Here is a 14,729-nt window from a genome sequence, read left to right on the forward strand (position 1 = left end):
GGTAGGTAATTATGTATTTTGAATCTCTGAGTGATTTCTTTGCCATGGGTGGCTACGCCTCATATGTATGGAGTGCATTTGGAATCACATTCCTCGCGATGATCATTTTACTGGTCGTAAGCGTTCGTCGTGGTAAGCAATTATTAAATGAAGTACAAGCTAAGATTGACCGTCAAGCTCGTATTGATGCAGCAAAAAATATGGAGAACACTCTATGAACCCAAGACGCAAAAAGAGGCTAGGCATTATCTTAGCGATCTTTTTTGGTATCAGTGCAACTGTTGGATTGATGGTTTATGCACTTAACCAGAACATGGATCTGTTCTACACGCCAACTGAGCTCGTCAACGGCAAAGATGGTAAAAAACCTGAAGTGGGTCAACGCTTACGTATTGGTGGCATGGTTGTAGTCGGCTCTGTAAGCCGTGACAATGAATCATTGCGTGTAAGCTTCGATTTGGCTGATGTAGGCCCTAAAGTAACGATTTTATACGATGGTATCCTTCCTGATCTTTTCCGTGAAGGCCAAGGTATTGTTGCTCAAGGTGTCCTTAAGGATGCAACGACAATTGAAGCGTTTGAGGTGTTGGCAAAGCACGATGAAGAATATATGCCTTCTGAAGTTGCTGAAGCAATGAAGAAAACTCATGAGCCTTTGCAATACACGACTGAACAAAAAGAAGGAAATGCTCAATGATAGCCGAGATCGGCCATTTTGCGATGATCCTGTCTTTGGGACTTGCACTGCTGCTAAGCGTGCTCCCACTGTATGGAGCCGCTCGAAATAACACATTATTGATGAACAGTGCACGACCGCTGTCGTGGGGTATGTTCGGATTCCTTGCGATTTCGTTCTTTATCTTGTGTTACGCGTTCTACACTAATGATTTTACGATTCAATACGTAGCAAGTAACTCGAATAGCCAACTGCCTTGGTACTACCGAATTACCGCGGTTTGGGGGGCTCATGAAGGCTCACTACTGCTTTGGGTTCTAATCCAAGCGGGTTGGACGGTAGCAGTTGCTACGTTTAGTCGTGGTATGCCTCAAGAGTCTGTGGCTCGCGTACTGGCGATTATGGGTTTGATTACTGTCGGCTTCTTGCTGTTCATTATCGTAACGTCTAACCCGTTCCTACGTACACTGCCTTTCTTCCCCGTTGATGGCCGTGACTTGAACCCACTACTGCAAGATCCGGGTTTGATTATTCACCCGCCAATGCTTTACATGGGTTATGTCGGTTTCTCGGTAGCGTTCTCTTTTGCAATCGCTTCCCTAATGAGCGGTCGTTTAGATACGGCATGGGCTCGTTGGTCTCGTCCTTGGACAATCGCTGCTTGGTTATTCCTAACAGTAGGTATCGCTCTAGGTTCATGGTGGGCTTACTACGAACTTGGCTGGGGTGGCTGGTGGTTCTGGGATCCAGTAGAAAACGCTTCATTCATGCCTTGGTTAGCTGGTACTGCTCTAATGCACTCACTAGCGGTAACCGAAAAGCGTGGCACATTTAAAGCTTGGACAGTCTTGCTGGCTATCTCTGCATTCTCACTAAGCTTACTAGGTACATTCTTAGTTCGTTCGGGCATATTGGTATCGGTTCACGCATTCGCGTCGGATCCTGCCCGTGGTATGTTTATTCTAGGTTTCTTAGTGTTCGTTATCGGTGGTTCACTGTTGTTGTTTGCTGTTAAAGGCGCATCGGTTCGTGTACGTGGTAACTTCGATTTGGTTTCTCGTGAAAACGCGCTACTCGGCAACAACATCCTATTGATTGCTGCACTTGTGGTTGTGTTAGTCGGTACCTTGCTGCCATTAGTTCATAAACAGTTAGGCTTGGGCTCGGTATCTATCGGTGCACCATTCTTTGATATGTTGTTCTTCTGGTTAATGATCCCGTTCTCGTTCCTATTAGGTATCGGTCCACTGATCCGTTGGAAACGTGACAACCTATCTAAGCTCGTTAAACCTATGCTGATCTCAGGTACATTCTCACTGGGCTTAAGTGCGCTAATGGTTACGATTTTGGCTGACCGTTTCAGCGGTACCGCTTTTGCCGGTTGGGTAATGGCATTCTGGATTATCTTCATGCATGGCTTTGAGCTTCATGAACGTGCGACACACCGTCATACATTCCTGAAAGGCCTGACTAAGCTACCTCGTAGCCACTGGGCGATGATGTGTGGTCACATTGGTTTGGCCGTGACAGTGATTGGTATTGCGATGGTGCAAAACTACAGCATCGAACGTGACGTACGCTTAGCACCAGGTGAAAGCTACCAACTTGAAGAGTACAGCTTCCTGTTTACAGGAGTTCGTGACAAAGATGGCCCTAACTACGATGGTTACATTGCTGACTTTGAAATTACCAAAGAAGGCAAATACATCAACACGCTTCACGCTGAAAAACGTTTCTACACAACCGCTAAGTCGATGATGACAGAAGCGGCGATTGATCGTGGCGTAACGCGCGACCTTTATATCGCAATGGGTGAGCGTTTAGACGACAATAAATCTTGGGCTGTGCGTATCTACTACAAACCATTTGTACGTTGGATCTGGGCTGGTTCTCTGATTATGTCGATTGGTGGTGTTATTGCTATCAGTGACCGTCGTTACCGCTTCCGTAAGCCACCGAAAAAGTCTACTAAAGAGCAGGAGGCTTAATTCGAATGAACAAGAAGATTTTATTCATTCCATTGATTGCGTTCATGGTTCTAGCTGGAATCTTTGCGACTCAATTGATGCGTAACCAGTCGGGTGATGACCCGACTAAACTTGAATCGGTATTGATTGGTAAGGCAGTACCTGAGTTCGGTTTAGAAGACTTAGAGCAACCGGGTAAGTTCCATGATCAAGCTATCTTTAAAGGTGAGCCACTGCTTCTAAATGTGTGGGCGACTTGGTGTCCTACTTGTTATGCAGAGCACTCTTACTTGAATAAGTTAGCGGGTCAAGGTGTTAAGATTATTGGCCTTAACTACAAAGATGATCGCAATAAAGCGGTAGGTTGGTTAAAAGAGCTGGGCAATCCATACTTGATCAGCCTGTTCGATGGTAACGGCATGCTAGGTCTTGACCTTGGTGTGTATGGCGCTCCAGAGACTTTCCTCATTGATGCTAACGGCGTAGTTCGTTATCGCCATGTTGGTGACGTGAACCCAACTAACTGGGCATCGACGCTTGAGCCGATGTACCAAGAGTTGTTGGAGGAAGCGAAATGATTAAGAAGACACTGATTGCTCTATTCGCTACATTTGCTATTTCGGCGACTGTTTCTGCTGCGCCTATCGAATTTCATGAATTTGATACCGTTGATCAAGAGCAGCAGTTCAAAGAGCTAAGCAACACGCTGCGTTGCCCTAAATGTCAGAACAACACCATTGGTGATTCGAACGCAGAGCTTGCGGTTGATTTACGCCAAAAAGTGTATGAAATGACAAAAGATGGCAAGTCGAAGCAAGACATCATTGATTATATGATTGCTCGCTACGGTAACTTTGTTACTTACAACCCACCACTCACATTAGCCACATCAATCCTTTGGGTTGGTCCGTTTGCGGTAGTCGTGTTTGGTTTCGGTTTGATCATTTTACGAAGCCGAAAGTCAAAGTCGAAAGCAGTAGAGTCAGATAAAGACTGGGATGCAGACAAAGAAGCTCGTTTAAAAGCGTTACTCGATGAAGAGAACGACGGAGATAAGAAGTAATGACTCTATTTTGGATTTCTACCATTATCCTTTCGCTAGCAGCTATTTTCTTAATTGTTCTGCCCTTCATAAATAAGAAGGCGAACAATGATGAAATGCTTCGCGACGAGTTGAACAAAGCATTCTATAAAGATCGTCTCGTTGAGCTCGAAGTAGAAGCAGAAGAAGGCCTTGTTGATAACCAACAAGAGCTGATCGCTGATTTGAAACAGTCTCTACTTGATGATGTACCTGCGCAGAAAGAGATGAAGAAGACCCAAATCTCAACATTGGGCGTCGTAGTACCATCTATTGTCCTAGTCGTGGTTGTTACATATGGTATGTACTTTCAGTTTGGTGCTCTGGATAAAGTCCAACACTGGCAAGAAGTGAGTTCAAACCTTCCTGAGTTGTCTAAAAAGCTAATGTCATCGGAAGGTGGTGCATTAACGGATGATGAACTAGAAGATTTGACTCTGGCACTTCGTACTCGTCTGCACTATCAACCAAAAGATTCGACAGGTTGGTTACTATTAGGTCGTATTGCATTGGCTAACCGCGACGCGGAAACTGCGAAAGATTCGATGCAAAGAGCTTACAAGCTTGAGCCAAAGAATGAAGATGTTCAGCTAGGTTATGCACAAGCATTGATGCTTTCACCTGATGATGCGGATCAAAACCAAGCTCGTTTAATTTTGAGCCGTTTGATTCAAAACGACTATGTTGATCTTCGTGTGTTCTCGTTGCTAGCGTTTGATGCGTTTGAGCGTCAAGACTACCCAGGTGCTGTTAAGTACTGGAGCATCATGCAACAGATGATTGGTCCACAAGACAGTCGCTATGAAATGTTGTCGCGCAGTATTGAAAGTGCACAGAAGAAAATGGGCAATGCTATGGGCGTTGACCAAGGTAAAACTGTTGCTGTAACGCTTGAGTTATCTGGTGATGTGAATGCTGCCCCTAGTTCAGTGTTAGTTGTATCAGTGCACAGAGCTGACGGCTCACCAATGCCGATTGCTGCGGCTCGTTATCCGCTAGGAACTTTCCCTCGTACTGTCGTTCTTGATGATGGCAACAGCATGTTGGAAGGGCAGAAGTTGTCCAGCCTTGAAACTCTAATGGTTAGAGCTAGGCTTGATACAGATGGTAACGTTTCAACTCGAGACGGTGATTGGTACGGTGAAAGTGAAGTGGTTGAACTGGGTGCCCCAGTTACCATTGATATCAATAAGCAATATTAATCATTACTTTGCATAGGTGTTAGCTATTCCGATTTATTAAAAAACGGTATAGTCTTACGCAACCAATTGAGGCCAGCGATTGCTGGCCTTTTTTATTATTCCTTATGGAAAAGGTGATATGTCTATCAGTGTTTTAAGACTTTCGAGTTTACTCTTCATCGCAAGCTTAACGGTAGGTTGTTCGAGCGTACCAGATGAAAGCAATGGCGGTGATAACCTCGAAACCTCTGAATATGTCGAAGAGTCCCATCCGAACGACCCTTTTGAAGGTTTCAACCGAGCGATGTGGGATATCAACTACGAGTATCTCGACCCTTATTTGGTTCGACCTGTTTCTCTTGCCTATGTTGACTATACCCCTGTACCAATTCGCTCTGGTATTTCCAATTTTTTAGCCAACTTAGATGAGCCATCAAGTATGCTCAACAATCTCATTATGGGTAATGGTGGGAAAGCGCTTGATCATTTCAATCGTTTTTGGATTAACTCTACCTTTGGTCTTCTTGGTCTGATTGATATTGCTAGCGAAGCGGGGATCACCAAATATGACGAAAAGTCGTTTTCTGATGCGATTGGTCATTATGGGGTAGGGAATGGACCGTATTTTATGCTGCCGGGATATGGCCCAGTGACGACCCGACAAGTAACAGAGCAAGTGGATAGCTTATATGTACCTTTGTCTCTGTTTACCTTTTGGGCAAAGTTAGGGAAGTGGGCCTTTGAAGGTATGGAAACACGTGCTCAGTTGGCCTCGCAAGAAGCCTTATTAGATGACTCTCCAGATCCATATGCTTTGACTCGTGATATTTACATCCAACGTCAAGATTTTAAAGCTGAGATCGAGCCAGAAGAGGTTGATCTTGAGGAGGAAGATTTCATTGATGAGTATCTCGAAGATTACTAAATACAAAGCTTAGATAAGCAGATAAGAGAAAGGCTCGATGTTAATTCAACATCGAGCCTTTTTAATGTTTTCTACTTTTCTACTTTTCTACTTTTCTACTTTTCTACCTTTCGGTAAGAAGGTAAGAAGGTAAGAAGGTAAGTAGATAATTAGGTAACTAGTCTAGAAGCGGTAGTTAGCTTGGATACCGACTAACCAGATGCTGCCTGTCACTTCGCCTTCGAAGCTACCACCAAAGTAATCTGCTTTTGGATCTTTTTCATGCATTTTCGCGTCTTTCGCTAGAATGTAAGTGAAGCCTGCATCCAGAGTTAGCTGTTCAGACCATTGGTAGCCCGCACCAATACTTAACCAAGTGCGGTCTGTTTCTGGGATCGTCGCAGTACGGTGCTCTTCGCTTACCGCTGAAGTATCGTAGGCAATACCAGAACGTAGTGCTAGTTTAGGTGTCATTTGGTAAGTAGTACCGATTGCAAAGCGGTAGTTGTCTTCCCAGTTCTCTTGCTTGATCTCTACACTTTTTTCACCAGGGAAATCAGCAACAAGCTCTTTAAAGCTGCTCCAGTTCGTCCAGTTAATACTTGCGTGAACCGCTACAGTGTCTGTCAGCTGGTGGAAGCTAGCAAGTTCAGCTGTTGCCGGAAGAGCGAGATCCATTGAACCACTTTTGTGTGCTTCTGGGTTTTTAGGGTTGAAACCAAAACCTTTAGCGTAACCTTCTAGAGTTAGATCTACTTCTGATTTGTAGGTGAAGCCTAGGCGGTTGTCTTCATTAATATCCCAAGCGGTACCAACTTGCCAGCCCCATGCCTTGTCATCACCTTCCATATATTTCAAAGAGGTGCCAGACTTCACTGGAATAAGAGAGTTTTTAGTTGATACTGCGCCAAAGCTACCTTCAGCTATGATGTAACGTACGCCACCACCAATAGAAACACTCTCTAGCACTTGGTATGCAGCATTCAGGTTCAGCTCCATAGTAGTCACACTTGCTTCGTTACCATGGTTTGCACCGCCGAAGTCTTTACCTAGGTCCGTAGCCATGCCGTAGTTAGTACCAGCAGCAAAGCCTAACGCAAATTTTTCGTTGTACTTATGAGAAACATAAAAGTTTGGAATAAAAGCACTGTGCGCGAAGTCACTAGAGTTAGATGTTGTTTTTCCGCGAGGAGTTGTAGAAGTCCCTTCAATATCAATATTTGGGTCAACGTAGATACCACCCACAGAAACCTGTGTGCCTTCTAGGTAAGTCAGCATAGCAGGGTTACGCCATTGCGCGTCTGCACCGTCAGCCATTGCTGCTTCACCAGCGTAAGCACGACCTAAGCCTGTTGCTGAGTATTCTGCTAGTTGAAAACCTGCCGCGTTAGTTACGGTAGAAGTCGAAAGTAATCCTACTGCCACTGCAGCAGATAGAAGAGTTTTATTCATTTTCATTATTATGTTCACTGAATCATAAGTATTTAGTGGCGTGATTCTACTTTTAGAGTTATTACTTTAAAAATGAAATTCGAATAAAACAGTGTTTTAGGGATTAAATGAGCAAATGTGTTTAATTATTAGAGAAATCATCTAAATGTTTCGGCTGTGTTGCGAAGTTTGAGCGTACACCTGTAGCTGTATATTTGCTCTGCAGGCTACAGTTGTAAGCCTAAATTTAGGTTGGTCAGTGGTTTAGAAAAACAAAAAGGGTCGCACAATGCGACCCTATGGGATTATAGCTAACTTTATATTAGAAGCTGCGGCTGTACTGAAGACCTAATAGGATTGCATCAGCATGTGTCGTCGCTGTTAGTGGTGTACCTGAAGAGGTTTCTGAAACCTTCACATCGTCACCTAACAAGTATGTAAAGCCGAAGTCTACGTTTGAAGCAGTGTCAATGTGGTAAGTGAAACCAGCAGAGAACCACTGACGGTCAGAATCTGGAACAGAAATAGATGTCAGTTCGTCTTGTGCACTGGTGTCATACATGTAACCAGTACGTAGTGTCCACGTATCGTTTAGGTAGTAAGTACCACCAATTGCGTAGTGCCAGCCATCTTGCCATTTGTATTCTTTATTGTAAGCGCCTTTGATCGCACCTTGAGATAGGTTTTGGAATTCGATCTGGTCGAAATCACCCCAGCCGATCCACTGTACAGAGTAGTGAACTGCGAACTTAGTATCTTCAATTTTGTGGAAACCAGAGAATTCAGCGATGTCTGGTAGTGGTAGCGTGATTTCTTGGCCCTTGTCATCTTTAGCGGTGATTTCAGGGCTGTAACGGTAAGATAGACCAAAACGGTTGTTTTCATCTAGCTCATAAACAGTACCAACGTTAAAGCCAACAGCCCAACCATCAGCTTTGTCGACGTTTAATAAAGGAGTGCCTGCCGGTGGAATTCCCTTAGATGCATCTCCAGGGCCAAAACCAGCGCCAGCGGTACGTTTCATCGTACCTTGACCATAAATAAGGTCTAAACCTGCACCGAAGCTCCATTGGTCGTCTAGTCGGTAAGATCCTGCAAGACCAAAGTTGACGCTCTTAACATCCGTTAAGCCACCGTATTCAGCTGCCGGGTAGTTGTTGTCAAACTCTGTTTTAGTACCGAAGTTTGAGTAGGCATTGATACCCCAAGCAAATTTATCATTTACTGGAACGATTAAGTGGATGTTAGGCGCGATTGATGTGTCACCTACATCATCAGTATTATTTACCGGAACTTTGCCACCAACGTAGTTAACGTCGTTGACTTCAATCATTGAAGTGATGCTTTCAAAACCAAGAGATAGCTCAGTTTTATCAAATAGTGCCATTGCTGCAGGGTTACGTGCCATTACTGACGCGTTATCTGCGATTACTGCATCACCAGCAAAAGCACGGCCGATGCCGGTTGCTGATTGTGCGTTAAGTTGGAAACCTGCTGCCATCGCTTGCGAAGATGCCAGTGTGATTGTTACTGCTAAAAGAGACTTTTTAAACAGACGCGTGTTGTTGGTAGTCATTCATTTATTCCTTTATATATCCGCCTCTACAGGGCGATTAATTTGAGCAATTGCTCAATGTTGGCTGATCCTATTCGGAAGTATACGATATACAAATCCGACCATTGGAAATTTTGAGGGTAAAATTATGGAAATGACGCCTATCTGGCACGAAAATGGAGAGAAATGCTGTTTTTTAGAGTTTTAACTCTAGAGGTATTGGTGTGGTGAATGGTTTTGCGATTTATTGATAAATAAAGCCCAGTAATATCAGTGATATACTTGCTGGGCCTTTTGTTACGGGGCTTTGAGAGCAAATTAGCTCATTGGTTTGATCATTTTTGTCAGCTTTTCGGCGATTTTAGAGACATCCTCGCCATCTTCCCCTACAAGGATCAAACTGCTGCCATCGATCGGTGTTACCGAGCCTGACATGCCTTTTTCATCAAAGTCGATAGACTTGTCAGTCGGAATGCCAGTTAAAAACAGCGTGACTTTGCCTTTTTCGCCTTGGAAAACCATGTGCATTGCGTTGGATTTGCCAAAACCACAGTGGTTCAGGTAATAGACGTGGTAAGGGAAGGCTTCATCAAACTGAAAAGCAAACGGGTTCATTTTTGCGTTGATTTGTTGAGATGATACATTTTCATCAAGTGCACTAACGAAGCTCTTTTCATCAACAACATGTTTCATTGCAGTATCCGCCAAGCTTGCTTGAGCTGGAGATACCAACGCGTTGCTCCAGTTGACTTGACCAACCAATAAACCTGCAACGAATGCCACAGAAGCAGCCATTGCCATCGCTCGTCGAGCAAACGTAGGCCTTACTACTTTGCTCTCTTCGCTTGAGGTCTGATTGAATAGGATACGATCTGCCAGATCGTCTGGCACATCCACATTCAATGCTGAATGGATTTGCTTATCAAGTGATAGTACATCGTCTAAGAAATTACTATTGGCTTCACTATTCGCTGCTGCATCAATAATGTCTTGTGTACGTTGCTTAGGTTCCGACAATACACGACGACGAAATTCCAAATCATCCATTATGTTGCCCCCTCTCTGCCTCTTCTGTATCCAGCATCTCTTTCAACTGATTTCGAGCTCTGAATAAACGTGTCATCACCGTATTTTTGTTAAGATCGAGAATATCGGCGATCTCATCACCACTAAAACCACCAATCACTTGTAAGAAGAGGGGTTCACGGTATTCGATTTCAAGTTTCATGATCTGCGCTTGCAACCATTGGTGTTGATGATGTGGGTCATCACTGATGCTAGCATCGTTACCATGATCGTCGATATCAACCAGATCAAATTGTTTGCGTTCAAAACGTCGAGCATTCTCGCGGCGCAAGATAGTAATCAGCCATGACTTTGCGGCTTTTTCATCTTGTAGGCTATCGAGTGACTTCCATGCACGAAGGCAAGTTTCTTGAACTAAATCTTCGGCAATGCTTTTGTCTTTGCATAGCCAATAGGCATAGCGAAAGAGGTCACGATGATAGGCGCGCACGAGTGCTTCGTATTTTCTTTGTTTGTCCATATCAGAGTTGACCGGACGCTTGGCTGTTTTCTTTCCAAACATTTTTATTATTGACACACGAGCCTCCATAATTGCTCTGCGTATAGCTGTCTTCTATACGTTGTGCTTCGTTACATATGCTGTTTCGTTTTTAGGGCTAACGTCGGCAGGAAGTCGTAAAATCACATTAAAATTGATCTACTTCAAAATTTAAGCCCTCGAAAACGCTATAGTACACCTTGTCGTCTAGTTAGTCATTCGTGGCTAGCATGTTGAGCAAGACGACACTTCCTTTTGAAGGCTGACTTTACTTTCTCCTAATCAGGAAACTGATTATTTCAATTGACGTTAAGTTAATTGCTTTATATACATTCCGACCACACAGTTTTGTGTGGTTTTTTTTTGCCTCAAGAAAACCATTCCTTACATAGCGATAACAGCTTTGCTTGCAATAGTTTAGTATCTTACGACAACCTTTCCCTCAAAAAGGTTCGCCTGAATGTTCAGTTAGATTTTCAAGCAGTGGGATACTCGTATCACGTTTATTTAAACGCCTGTTTGATTTAATTAACAACTTGTTTACAATGATTCAGGTCAGACCTCTTAACCTTAAGGAGAAACCATGGGCAAACAGGAAGTCAAAACGCGTTCTGGAGAACGTGTTGCCGTTGTCGCTGGACTACGAACCCCATTCGCTCGTCAGAGCACAGAATTTAGCCAAGTGCCTGCGGTTGACCTAGGCAAAATGGTGGTGAGCGAAATGCTTGCAAGAACTGATGTCGATCCTGCGCTTATCGAACAAGTCGTGTTCGGGCAAGTAGTGCAAATGCCAGAAGCACCGAACATTGCACGTGAAATCGTGCTGGGTACAGGCATGGACATTAATACTGATGCCTACAGTGTGACGCGAGCATGTGCGACTAGCTTCCAAGCTGCAGTCAACGTGACCGAGAGCATTATGGCTGGCACGATTGATGTTGGTATTGCGGGCGGCGCGGATTCTTCTTCTGTATTGCCAATCGGTGTTTCGAAAAAGTTAGCGGCGAACTTATTAGCACTGAGTAAAACGAAAACCATAGGTCAAAAACTGAAGATTCTTAAAACATTTTCAGTCAAAGATTTGATGCCAGTACCACCAGCAGTCGCAGAATACTCGACAGGTTTGTCTATGGGACAAACTGCTGAGCAGATGGCTAAGACACATGGTATTACTCGCGAAGCTCAAGATGCACTTGCTCACCGTTCTCACTCTTTGGCTTCTCAAGCATGGAAAGAAGGCAAGATTAAAGACGAAGTGATGACGGCATTCCCCGCGCCTTATAAAAAGTACCTAGCAGAAGACAACAACATTCGCCACGACTCGACGGTTGAAGGTTACGTTAAATTGCGCCCTGCATTCGACAGACAATACGGCAGTGTAACGGCAGCCAATGCCACGCCTCTTACCGATGGCGGTGCCGCAGTGATGTTGATGCGCGAAGGAAAAGCGAAAGAGCTAGGCTTAGAAGTGCTTGGTTACATTCGTGGTTACGCGTTCTCAGCGATTGGTGTTGAAACGGATATGCTGATGGGGCCGACGTACGCGACCTCTCAAGTATTGAAGAACACAGGACTAGAATTATCAGACCTAACACTTATCGAGATGCACGAAGCGTTTGCAGCTCAAGTTCTGGCTAACGTCAAAATGTTCGCAAGCGATGAATTTGCTCAGAAGAATCTTGGCCGTGACAAAGCGATCGGTGAGATTGATATGGAGAAGTTCAACGTGCTGGGTAGCTCAATTGCTTACGGACACCCGTTTGCAGCGACTGGCGCGCGTATGATGACTCAGACACTGCGTGAACTTAAACGTCGTGGTGGTGGCCTAGCATTGAATACTGCTTGTGCGGCTGGTGGCTTAGGTGCAGCAATGATCTTGGAGGTGGAATAATGTCTACGACTCTTGATGTGAAAAAAGAAAAGAAAGCAGTCAAAAAAACGGATTCAAAGCCAGTGACTGTATCTAAAAGTGATAAGACGGTTTCAAATGATGAAGCCGTAAAACCGGCGACCGCGTTTTCTTTAACTATCGATGACCAAGATATTGCATGGCTTGCGATCGATGTACCAAACGAAAAAATGAACACGCTACAAGCGGCATTTGCCGAAGAAATGAAAGCAATCTTCGAGCAGTTGAAGGAAAAGCAAAGCCGAGTTAAAGGCTTAATCGTTCATTCATTGAAGCCAGATAATTTTATTGCTGGCGCTGACGTACGAATGCTTGATGCTTGCAAGACAGCAGATGAAGCGCAATCTCTTGCTCGTCAGGGGCAGGAGATGTTCCAAGCACTTTCTGATTTGCCTTATCCTGTTGTTGCAGCGATTCACGGCCCATGTTTAGGTGGTGGCTTAGAGCTGGCACTATCGTGTGATTACCGCGTATGTACTGATTCAGATAAGACTCGCTTAGGTCTGCCAGAAGTCCAACTTGGTCTGTTACCAGGATCTGGTGGTACGCAACGTCTTCCTCGTCTTATCGGTTTACTGCCTTCTCTTGACCTTATTCTTACGGGTAAGCAACTGCGGGCTAAAAAAGCGAAATCGCTAGGTGTCGTGGATGCTTGTGTGCCAGAAACTATCTTGCTGGAAGTGGCTAAGAGCTTTGTTGAAAAGAACTCAGGCGGGAAAAAAGGTAAGCGCTTGGCGTCTAAAAGCCAAGCTTCGGCCAAAGAAAAACTAATTTCACGTACGGGTCTTGGTCGCAAGGTTATTTTTGAACAGGCTTCAAAGAAGACCAATCAGAAAACACGCGGTAATTACCCAGCCGCTGATGCGATTCTTGATGTGATTCGTTATGGCTTAGAGAACGGCTTTGATAAAGGTCTTCAGTACGAAGCGAAGCGTTTCTCTGAATTGGTGATGACCGCAGAATCCAAAGCCCTTCGTTCGATTTTCTTTGCCACCACTGAAATGAAAAAAGAACACGGCGCAGACGCAGAACCGAAAGCGGTTAAGCGTGTTGGTGTGCTAGGTGGCGGTCTAATGGGCGCTGGTATCAGCCACGTCAGTGTTGCTAAAGCGAAAGTACCGGTTCGTATTAAAGATGTGTCTAATGAAGGTGTGCTCAATGCACTTAACTACAATTACAAGTTGTTCGATAAACAGCGTAAACGTCGTATTCTGAGCCGAGCTGGCCTTGAAAGTAAGATGCTTCAGCTTTCTGGTGGCATCGACTTTACAAGCTTTAACCATACTGATGTTGTGATTGAAGCGGTATTTGAAGATCTCGACCTTAAGCAATCAATGGTTGCAGACATTGAAGCCAATGCCAAGTCAGAGACTATCTTTGCGACCAACACATCTTCACTGCCAATCCACAAAATTGCAGAGAAGGCGCAGCGACCAGAAAACGTGGTCGGTCTTCACTACTTCAGCCCAGCAGAAAAAATGCCACTGGTTGAAGTTATTCCTCATGAAACAACGTCAGAAGAGACGATTTCGACGGTGGTTGCATTAGCGAAGAAGCAAGGTAAAACGCCGATTGTTGTTAAAGACACGGCAGGTTTCTACGTGAACCGTATCCTTGCTCCATACATGAATGAAGCTGCGCATCTGTTATTGGTAAATGAGCCGATTGAAAAGCTCGACAGCACGTTGCTGGACTTTGGTTTCCCGGTTGGCCCTATTACTTTGTTAGACGAAGTCGGTGTTGATATCGGTGCGAAGATCATCCCGATTCTAGTTAATGAATTAGGCGAACGTTTCCAAGGCCCTGATGTGTTCGACATTCTTTTGAATGACAACCGTAAAGGCCGTAAGAGTGGCAAAGGTTTCTACACTTACAAAGGTAAGAAGAAGGAAGTCGATAAGTCAGTTTACAAACTGCTTAAGCTGCAACCTGAACCTAAGCTAAGCGATAACGACATCGCAATGCGTTGTGTGTTACCAATGCTCAACGAAGCAGTTCGTTGTCTAGACGATGGCATTATCCGTAGCCCTAGAGATGGCGATATTGGTGCTATTTTCGGTATCGGTTTCCCGCCATTCCTAGGTGGTCCGTTCCGTTATATGGATCAAGTGGGTATTAAGTCATTGGTAGAGATGATGAACGACTTCGCTAAGAAGTACGGTGATCGTTTTGCGCCATGTGATGGCCTACTGACACGTGCTGGATTGGATGAGTCTTTTTATAAGTAACTCTTTCGATTAGTAACTTTCTAGCACTTTGATTATAAAGCCCGTATCAAGCAATTGATGCGGGCTTCATTTTTATGGGAGTATTCGAGAGGCAGGAGATTCCCGATTCAGTCGCTCCTCCTTCTCGGGAATGACGGGGGTAGTGATGAGTTCTGTCGGGTAATGTTGGCCTGGTGTGGGAGATTCACGACTCAGTCGTTCCTCCTTCTCGGGAATGGCGGGGGAGGGTGATG

Annotated in this window: 13 protein-coding genes; 9 read left to right on the plus strand and 4 right to left on the minus strand. The window is 44.6% G+C overall.

Features of this window, described 5'->3' with window-relative positions; genetic code table 11:
* Positions 1 to 11: 11 nt before the first annotated feature.
* From ccmD to AB6C75_RS04175, 7 genes are all read left to right on the plus strand, one after another.
* Positions 12 to 218: a heme exporter protein CcmD gene (gene ccmD / locus AB6C75_RS04145; protein ID WP_009848525.1), complete on the plus strand. Its 207-nt coding sequence runs from the start codon at positions 12 to 14 to the stop codon at positions 216 to 218.
* Positions 215 to 697, plus strand: a complete 483-nt coding sequence (gene ccmE, locus AB6C75_RS04150) for a cytochrome c maturation protein CcmE (protein ID WP_009848524.1) — start codon at positions 215 to 217, stop codon at positions 695 to 697. The genes ccmD and ccmE overlap by 4 nt, the downstream gene beginning before the upstream one ends.
* Positions 694 to 2,664, plus strand: a complete 1,971-nt coding sequence (locus AB6C75_RS04155) for a heme lyase CcmF/NrfE family subunit (RefSeq protein WP_372107012.1) — start codon at positions 694 to 696, stop codon at positions 2,662 to 2,664. Before ccmE ends, AB6C75_RS04155 begins: the two co-directional genes overlap by 4 nt.
* 5 nt (positions 2,665 to 2,669) lie before the next feature.
* The gene (locus tag AB6C75_RS04160) at positions 2,670 to 3,221 is read left to right on the plus strand and encodes a DsbE family thiol:disulfide interchange protein (RefSeq protein WP_372107013.1); all 552 of its coding nucleotides are present in this window, start codon (positions 2,670 to 2,672) and stop codon (positions 3,219 to 3,221) included.
* A complete protein-coding gene (locus AB6C75_RS04165) occupies positions 3,218 to 3,706 on the plus strand; it encodes a cytochrome c-type biogenesis protein (protein ID WP_009848521.1) in 489 nt (162 codons plus the stop codon). Before AB6C75_RS04160 ends, AB6C75_RS04165 begins: the two co-directional genes overlap by 4 nt.
* A complete protein-coding gene (gene ccmI, locus AB6C75_RS04170) occupies positions 3,706 to 4,926 on the plus strand; it encodes a c-type cytochrome biogenesis protein CcmI (RefSeq protein WP_012603452.1) in 1,221 nt (406 codons plus the stop codon). Before AB6C75_RS04165 ends, ccmI begins: the two co-directional genes overlap by 1 nt.
* Before the next feature lie 118 nt (positions 4,927 to 5,044).
* Positions 5,045 to 5,830 (plus strand): VacJ family lipoprotein, encoded by a 786-nt coding sequence (locus AB6C75_RS04175; RefSeq protein ID WP_009848519.1) that lies wholly within the window; start codon positions 5,045 to 5,047, stop codon positions 5,828 to 5,830.
* Positions 5,831 to 5,992: 162 nt separating this feature from the next.
* Here the strand turns inward: AB6C75_RS04175 and AB6C75_RS04180 are convergent, their stop codons facing one another.
* From AB6C75_RS04180 to AB6C75_RS04195, 4 genes are all read right to left on the minus strand, one after another.
* Positions 5,993 to 7,267: an outer membrane protein transport protein gene (locus AB6C75_RS04180; protein ID WP_009848518.1), complete on the minus strand. Its 1,275-nt coding sequence runs from the start codon at positions 7,265 to 7,267 to the stop codon at positions 5,993 to 5,995.
* A gap of 295 nt (positions 7,268 to 7,562) precedes the next feature.
* Positions 7,563 to 8,816, minus strand: a complete 1,254-nt coding sequence (locus AB6C75_RS04185) for an outer membrane protein transport protein (RefSeq protein WP_012603455.1) — start codon at positions 8,814 to 8,816, stop codon at positions 7,563 to 7,565.
* A 297-nt stretch (positions 8,817 to 9,113) separates the two neighbouring features.
* Positions 9,114 to 9,842, minus strand: a complete 729-nt coding sequence (locus AB6C75_RS04190) for a DUF3379 domain-containing protein (protein WP_009848516.1) — start codon at positions 9,840 to 9,842, stop codon at positions 9,114 to 9,116.
* On the minus strand, positions 9,835 to 10,383 hold the full coding sequence (locus tag AB6C75_RS04195) for a sigma-70 family RNA polymerase sigma factor (RefSeq protein ID WP_009848515.1): 549 nt from the start codon (positions 10,381 to 10,383) through the stop codon (positions 9,835 to 9,837). Before AB6C75_RS04195 ends, AB6C75_RS04190 begins: the two co-directional genes overlap by 8 nt.
* A 559-nt stretch (positions 10,384 to 10,942) precedes the next feature.
* Here AB6C75_RS04195 and fadI point away from each other — a divergent pair.
* Together fadI and fadJ are read left to right on the plus strand one after the other, a co-directional pair.
* Entirely contained in the window at positions 10,943 to 12,250 is a 1,308-nt protein-coding gene (fadI, locus tag AB6C75_RS04200; RefSeq protein ID WP_372107016.1) for an acetyl-CoA C-acyltransferase FadI, read from the plus strand.
* Positions 12,250 to 14,496, plus strand: coding sequence for a fatty acid oxidation complex subunit alpha FadJ (gene fadJ / locus AB6C75_RS04205; RefSeq protein ID WP_372107018.1), 2,247 nt, complete (start codon positions 12,250 to 12,252; stop codon positions 14,494 to 14,496). Before fadI ends, fadJ begins: the two co-directional genes overlap by 1 nt.
* The last annotated feature ends 233 nt before the right edge of the window (positions 14,497 to 14,729 follow it).

The sequence above is a fragment of the Vibrio sp. 10N.237.312.B06 genome (assembly GCF_041464685.1).
Classification (GTDB): domain Bacteria; phylum Pseudomonadota; class Gammaproteobacteria; order Enterobacterales; family Vibrionaceae; genus Vibrio; species Vibrio tasmaniensis_A.

Excerpts from the sequence above, each read along its gene's own strand:
- AB6C75_RS04180 (WP_009848518.1), bottom strand. The coding sequence starts at position 7,267 with ATGAAAATGAATAAAACTCTTCTATCTGCTGCAGTGGCAGTAGGATTA.
- AB6C75_RS04155 (WP_372107012.1), top strand. The coding sequence starts at position 694 with ATGATAGCCGAGATCGGCCATTTTGCGATGATCCTGTCTTTGGGACTT.
- AB6C75_RS04175 (WP_009848519.1), top strand. The coding sequence starts at position 5,045 with ATGTCTATCAGTGTTTTAAGACTTTCGAGTTTACTCTTCATCGCAAGC.
- AB6C75_RS04190 (WP_009848516.1), bottom strand. The coding sequence starts at position 9,842 with ATGGATGATTTGGAATTTCGTCGTCGTGTATTGTCGGAACCTAAGCAA.
- fadI (WP_372107016.1), top strand. The coding sequence starts at position 10,943 with ATGGGCAAACAGGAAGTCAAAACGCGTTCTGGAGAACGTGTTGCCGTT.
- ccmE (WP_009848524.1), top strand. The coding sequence starts at position 215 with ATGAACCCAAGACGCAAAAAGAGGCTAGGCATTATCTTAGCGATCTTT.
- AB6C75_RS04185 (WP_012603455.1), bottom strand. The coding sequence starts at position 8,816 with ATGACTACCAACAACACGCGTCTGTTTAAAAAGTCTCTTTTAGCAGTA.
- AB6C75_RS04160 (WP_372107013.1), top strand. The coding sequence starts at position 2,670 with ATGAACAAGAAGATTTTATTCATTCCATTGATTGCGTTCATGGTTCTA.
- AB6C75_RS04195 (WP_009848515.1), bottom strand. The coding sequence starts at position 10,383 with ATGTTTGGAAAGAAAACAGCCAAGCGTCCGGTCAACTCTGATATGGAC.
- AB6C75_RS04165 (WP_009848521.1), top strand. The coding sequence starts at position 3,218 with ATGATTAAGAAGACACTGATTGCTCTATTCGCTACATTTGCTATTTCG.
- ccmD (WP_009848525.1), top strand. The coding sequence starts at position 12 with ATGTATTTTGAATCTCTGAGTGATTTCTTTGCCATGGGTGGCTACGCC.
- fadJ (WP_372107018.1), top strand. The coding sequence starts at position 12,250 with ATGTCTACGACTCTTGATGTGAAAAAAGAAAAGAAAGCAGTCAAAAAA.
- ccmI (WP_012603452.1), top strand. The coding sequence starts at position 3,706 with ATGACTCTATTTTGGATTTCTACCATTATCCTTTCGCTAGCAGCTATT.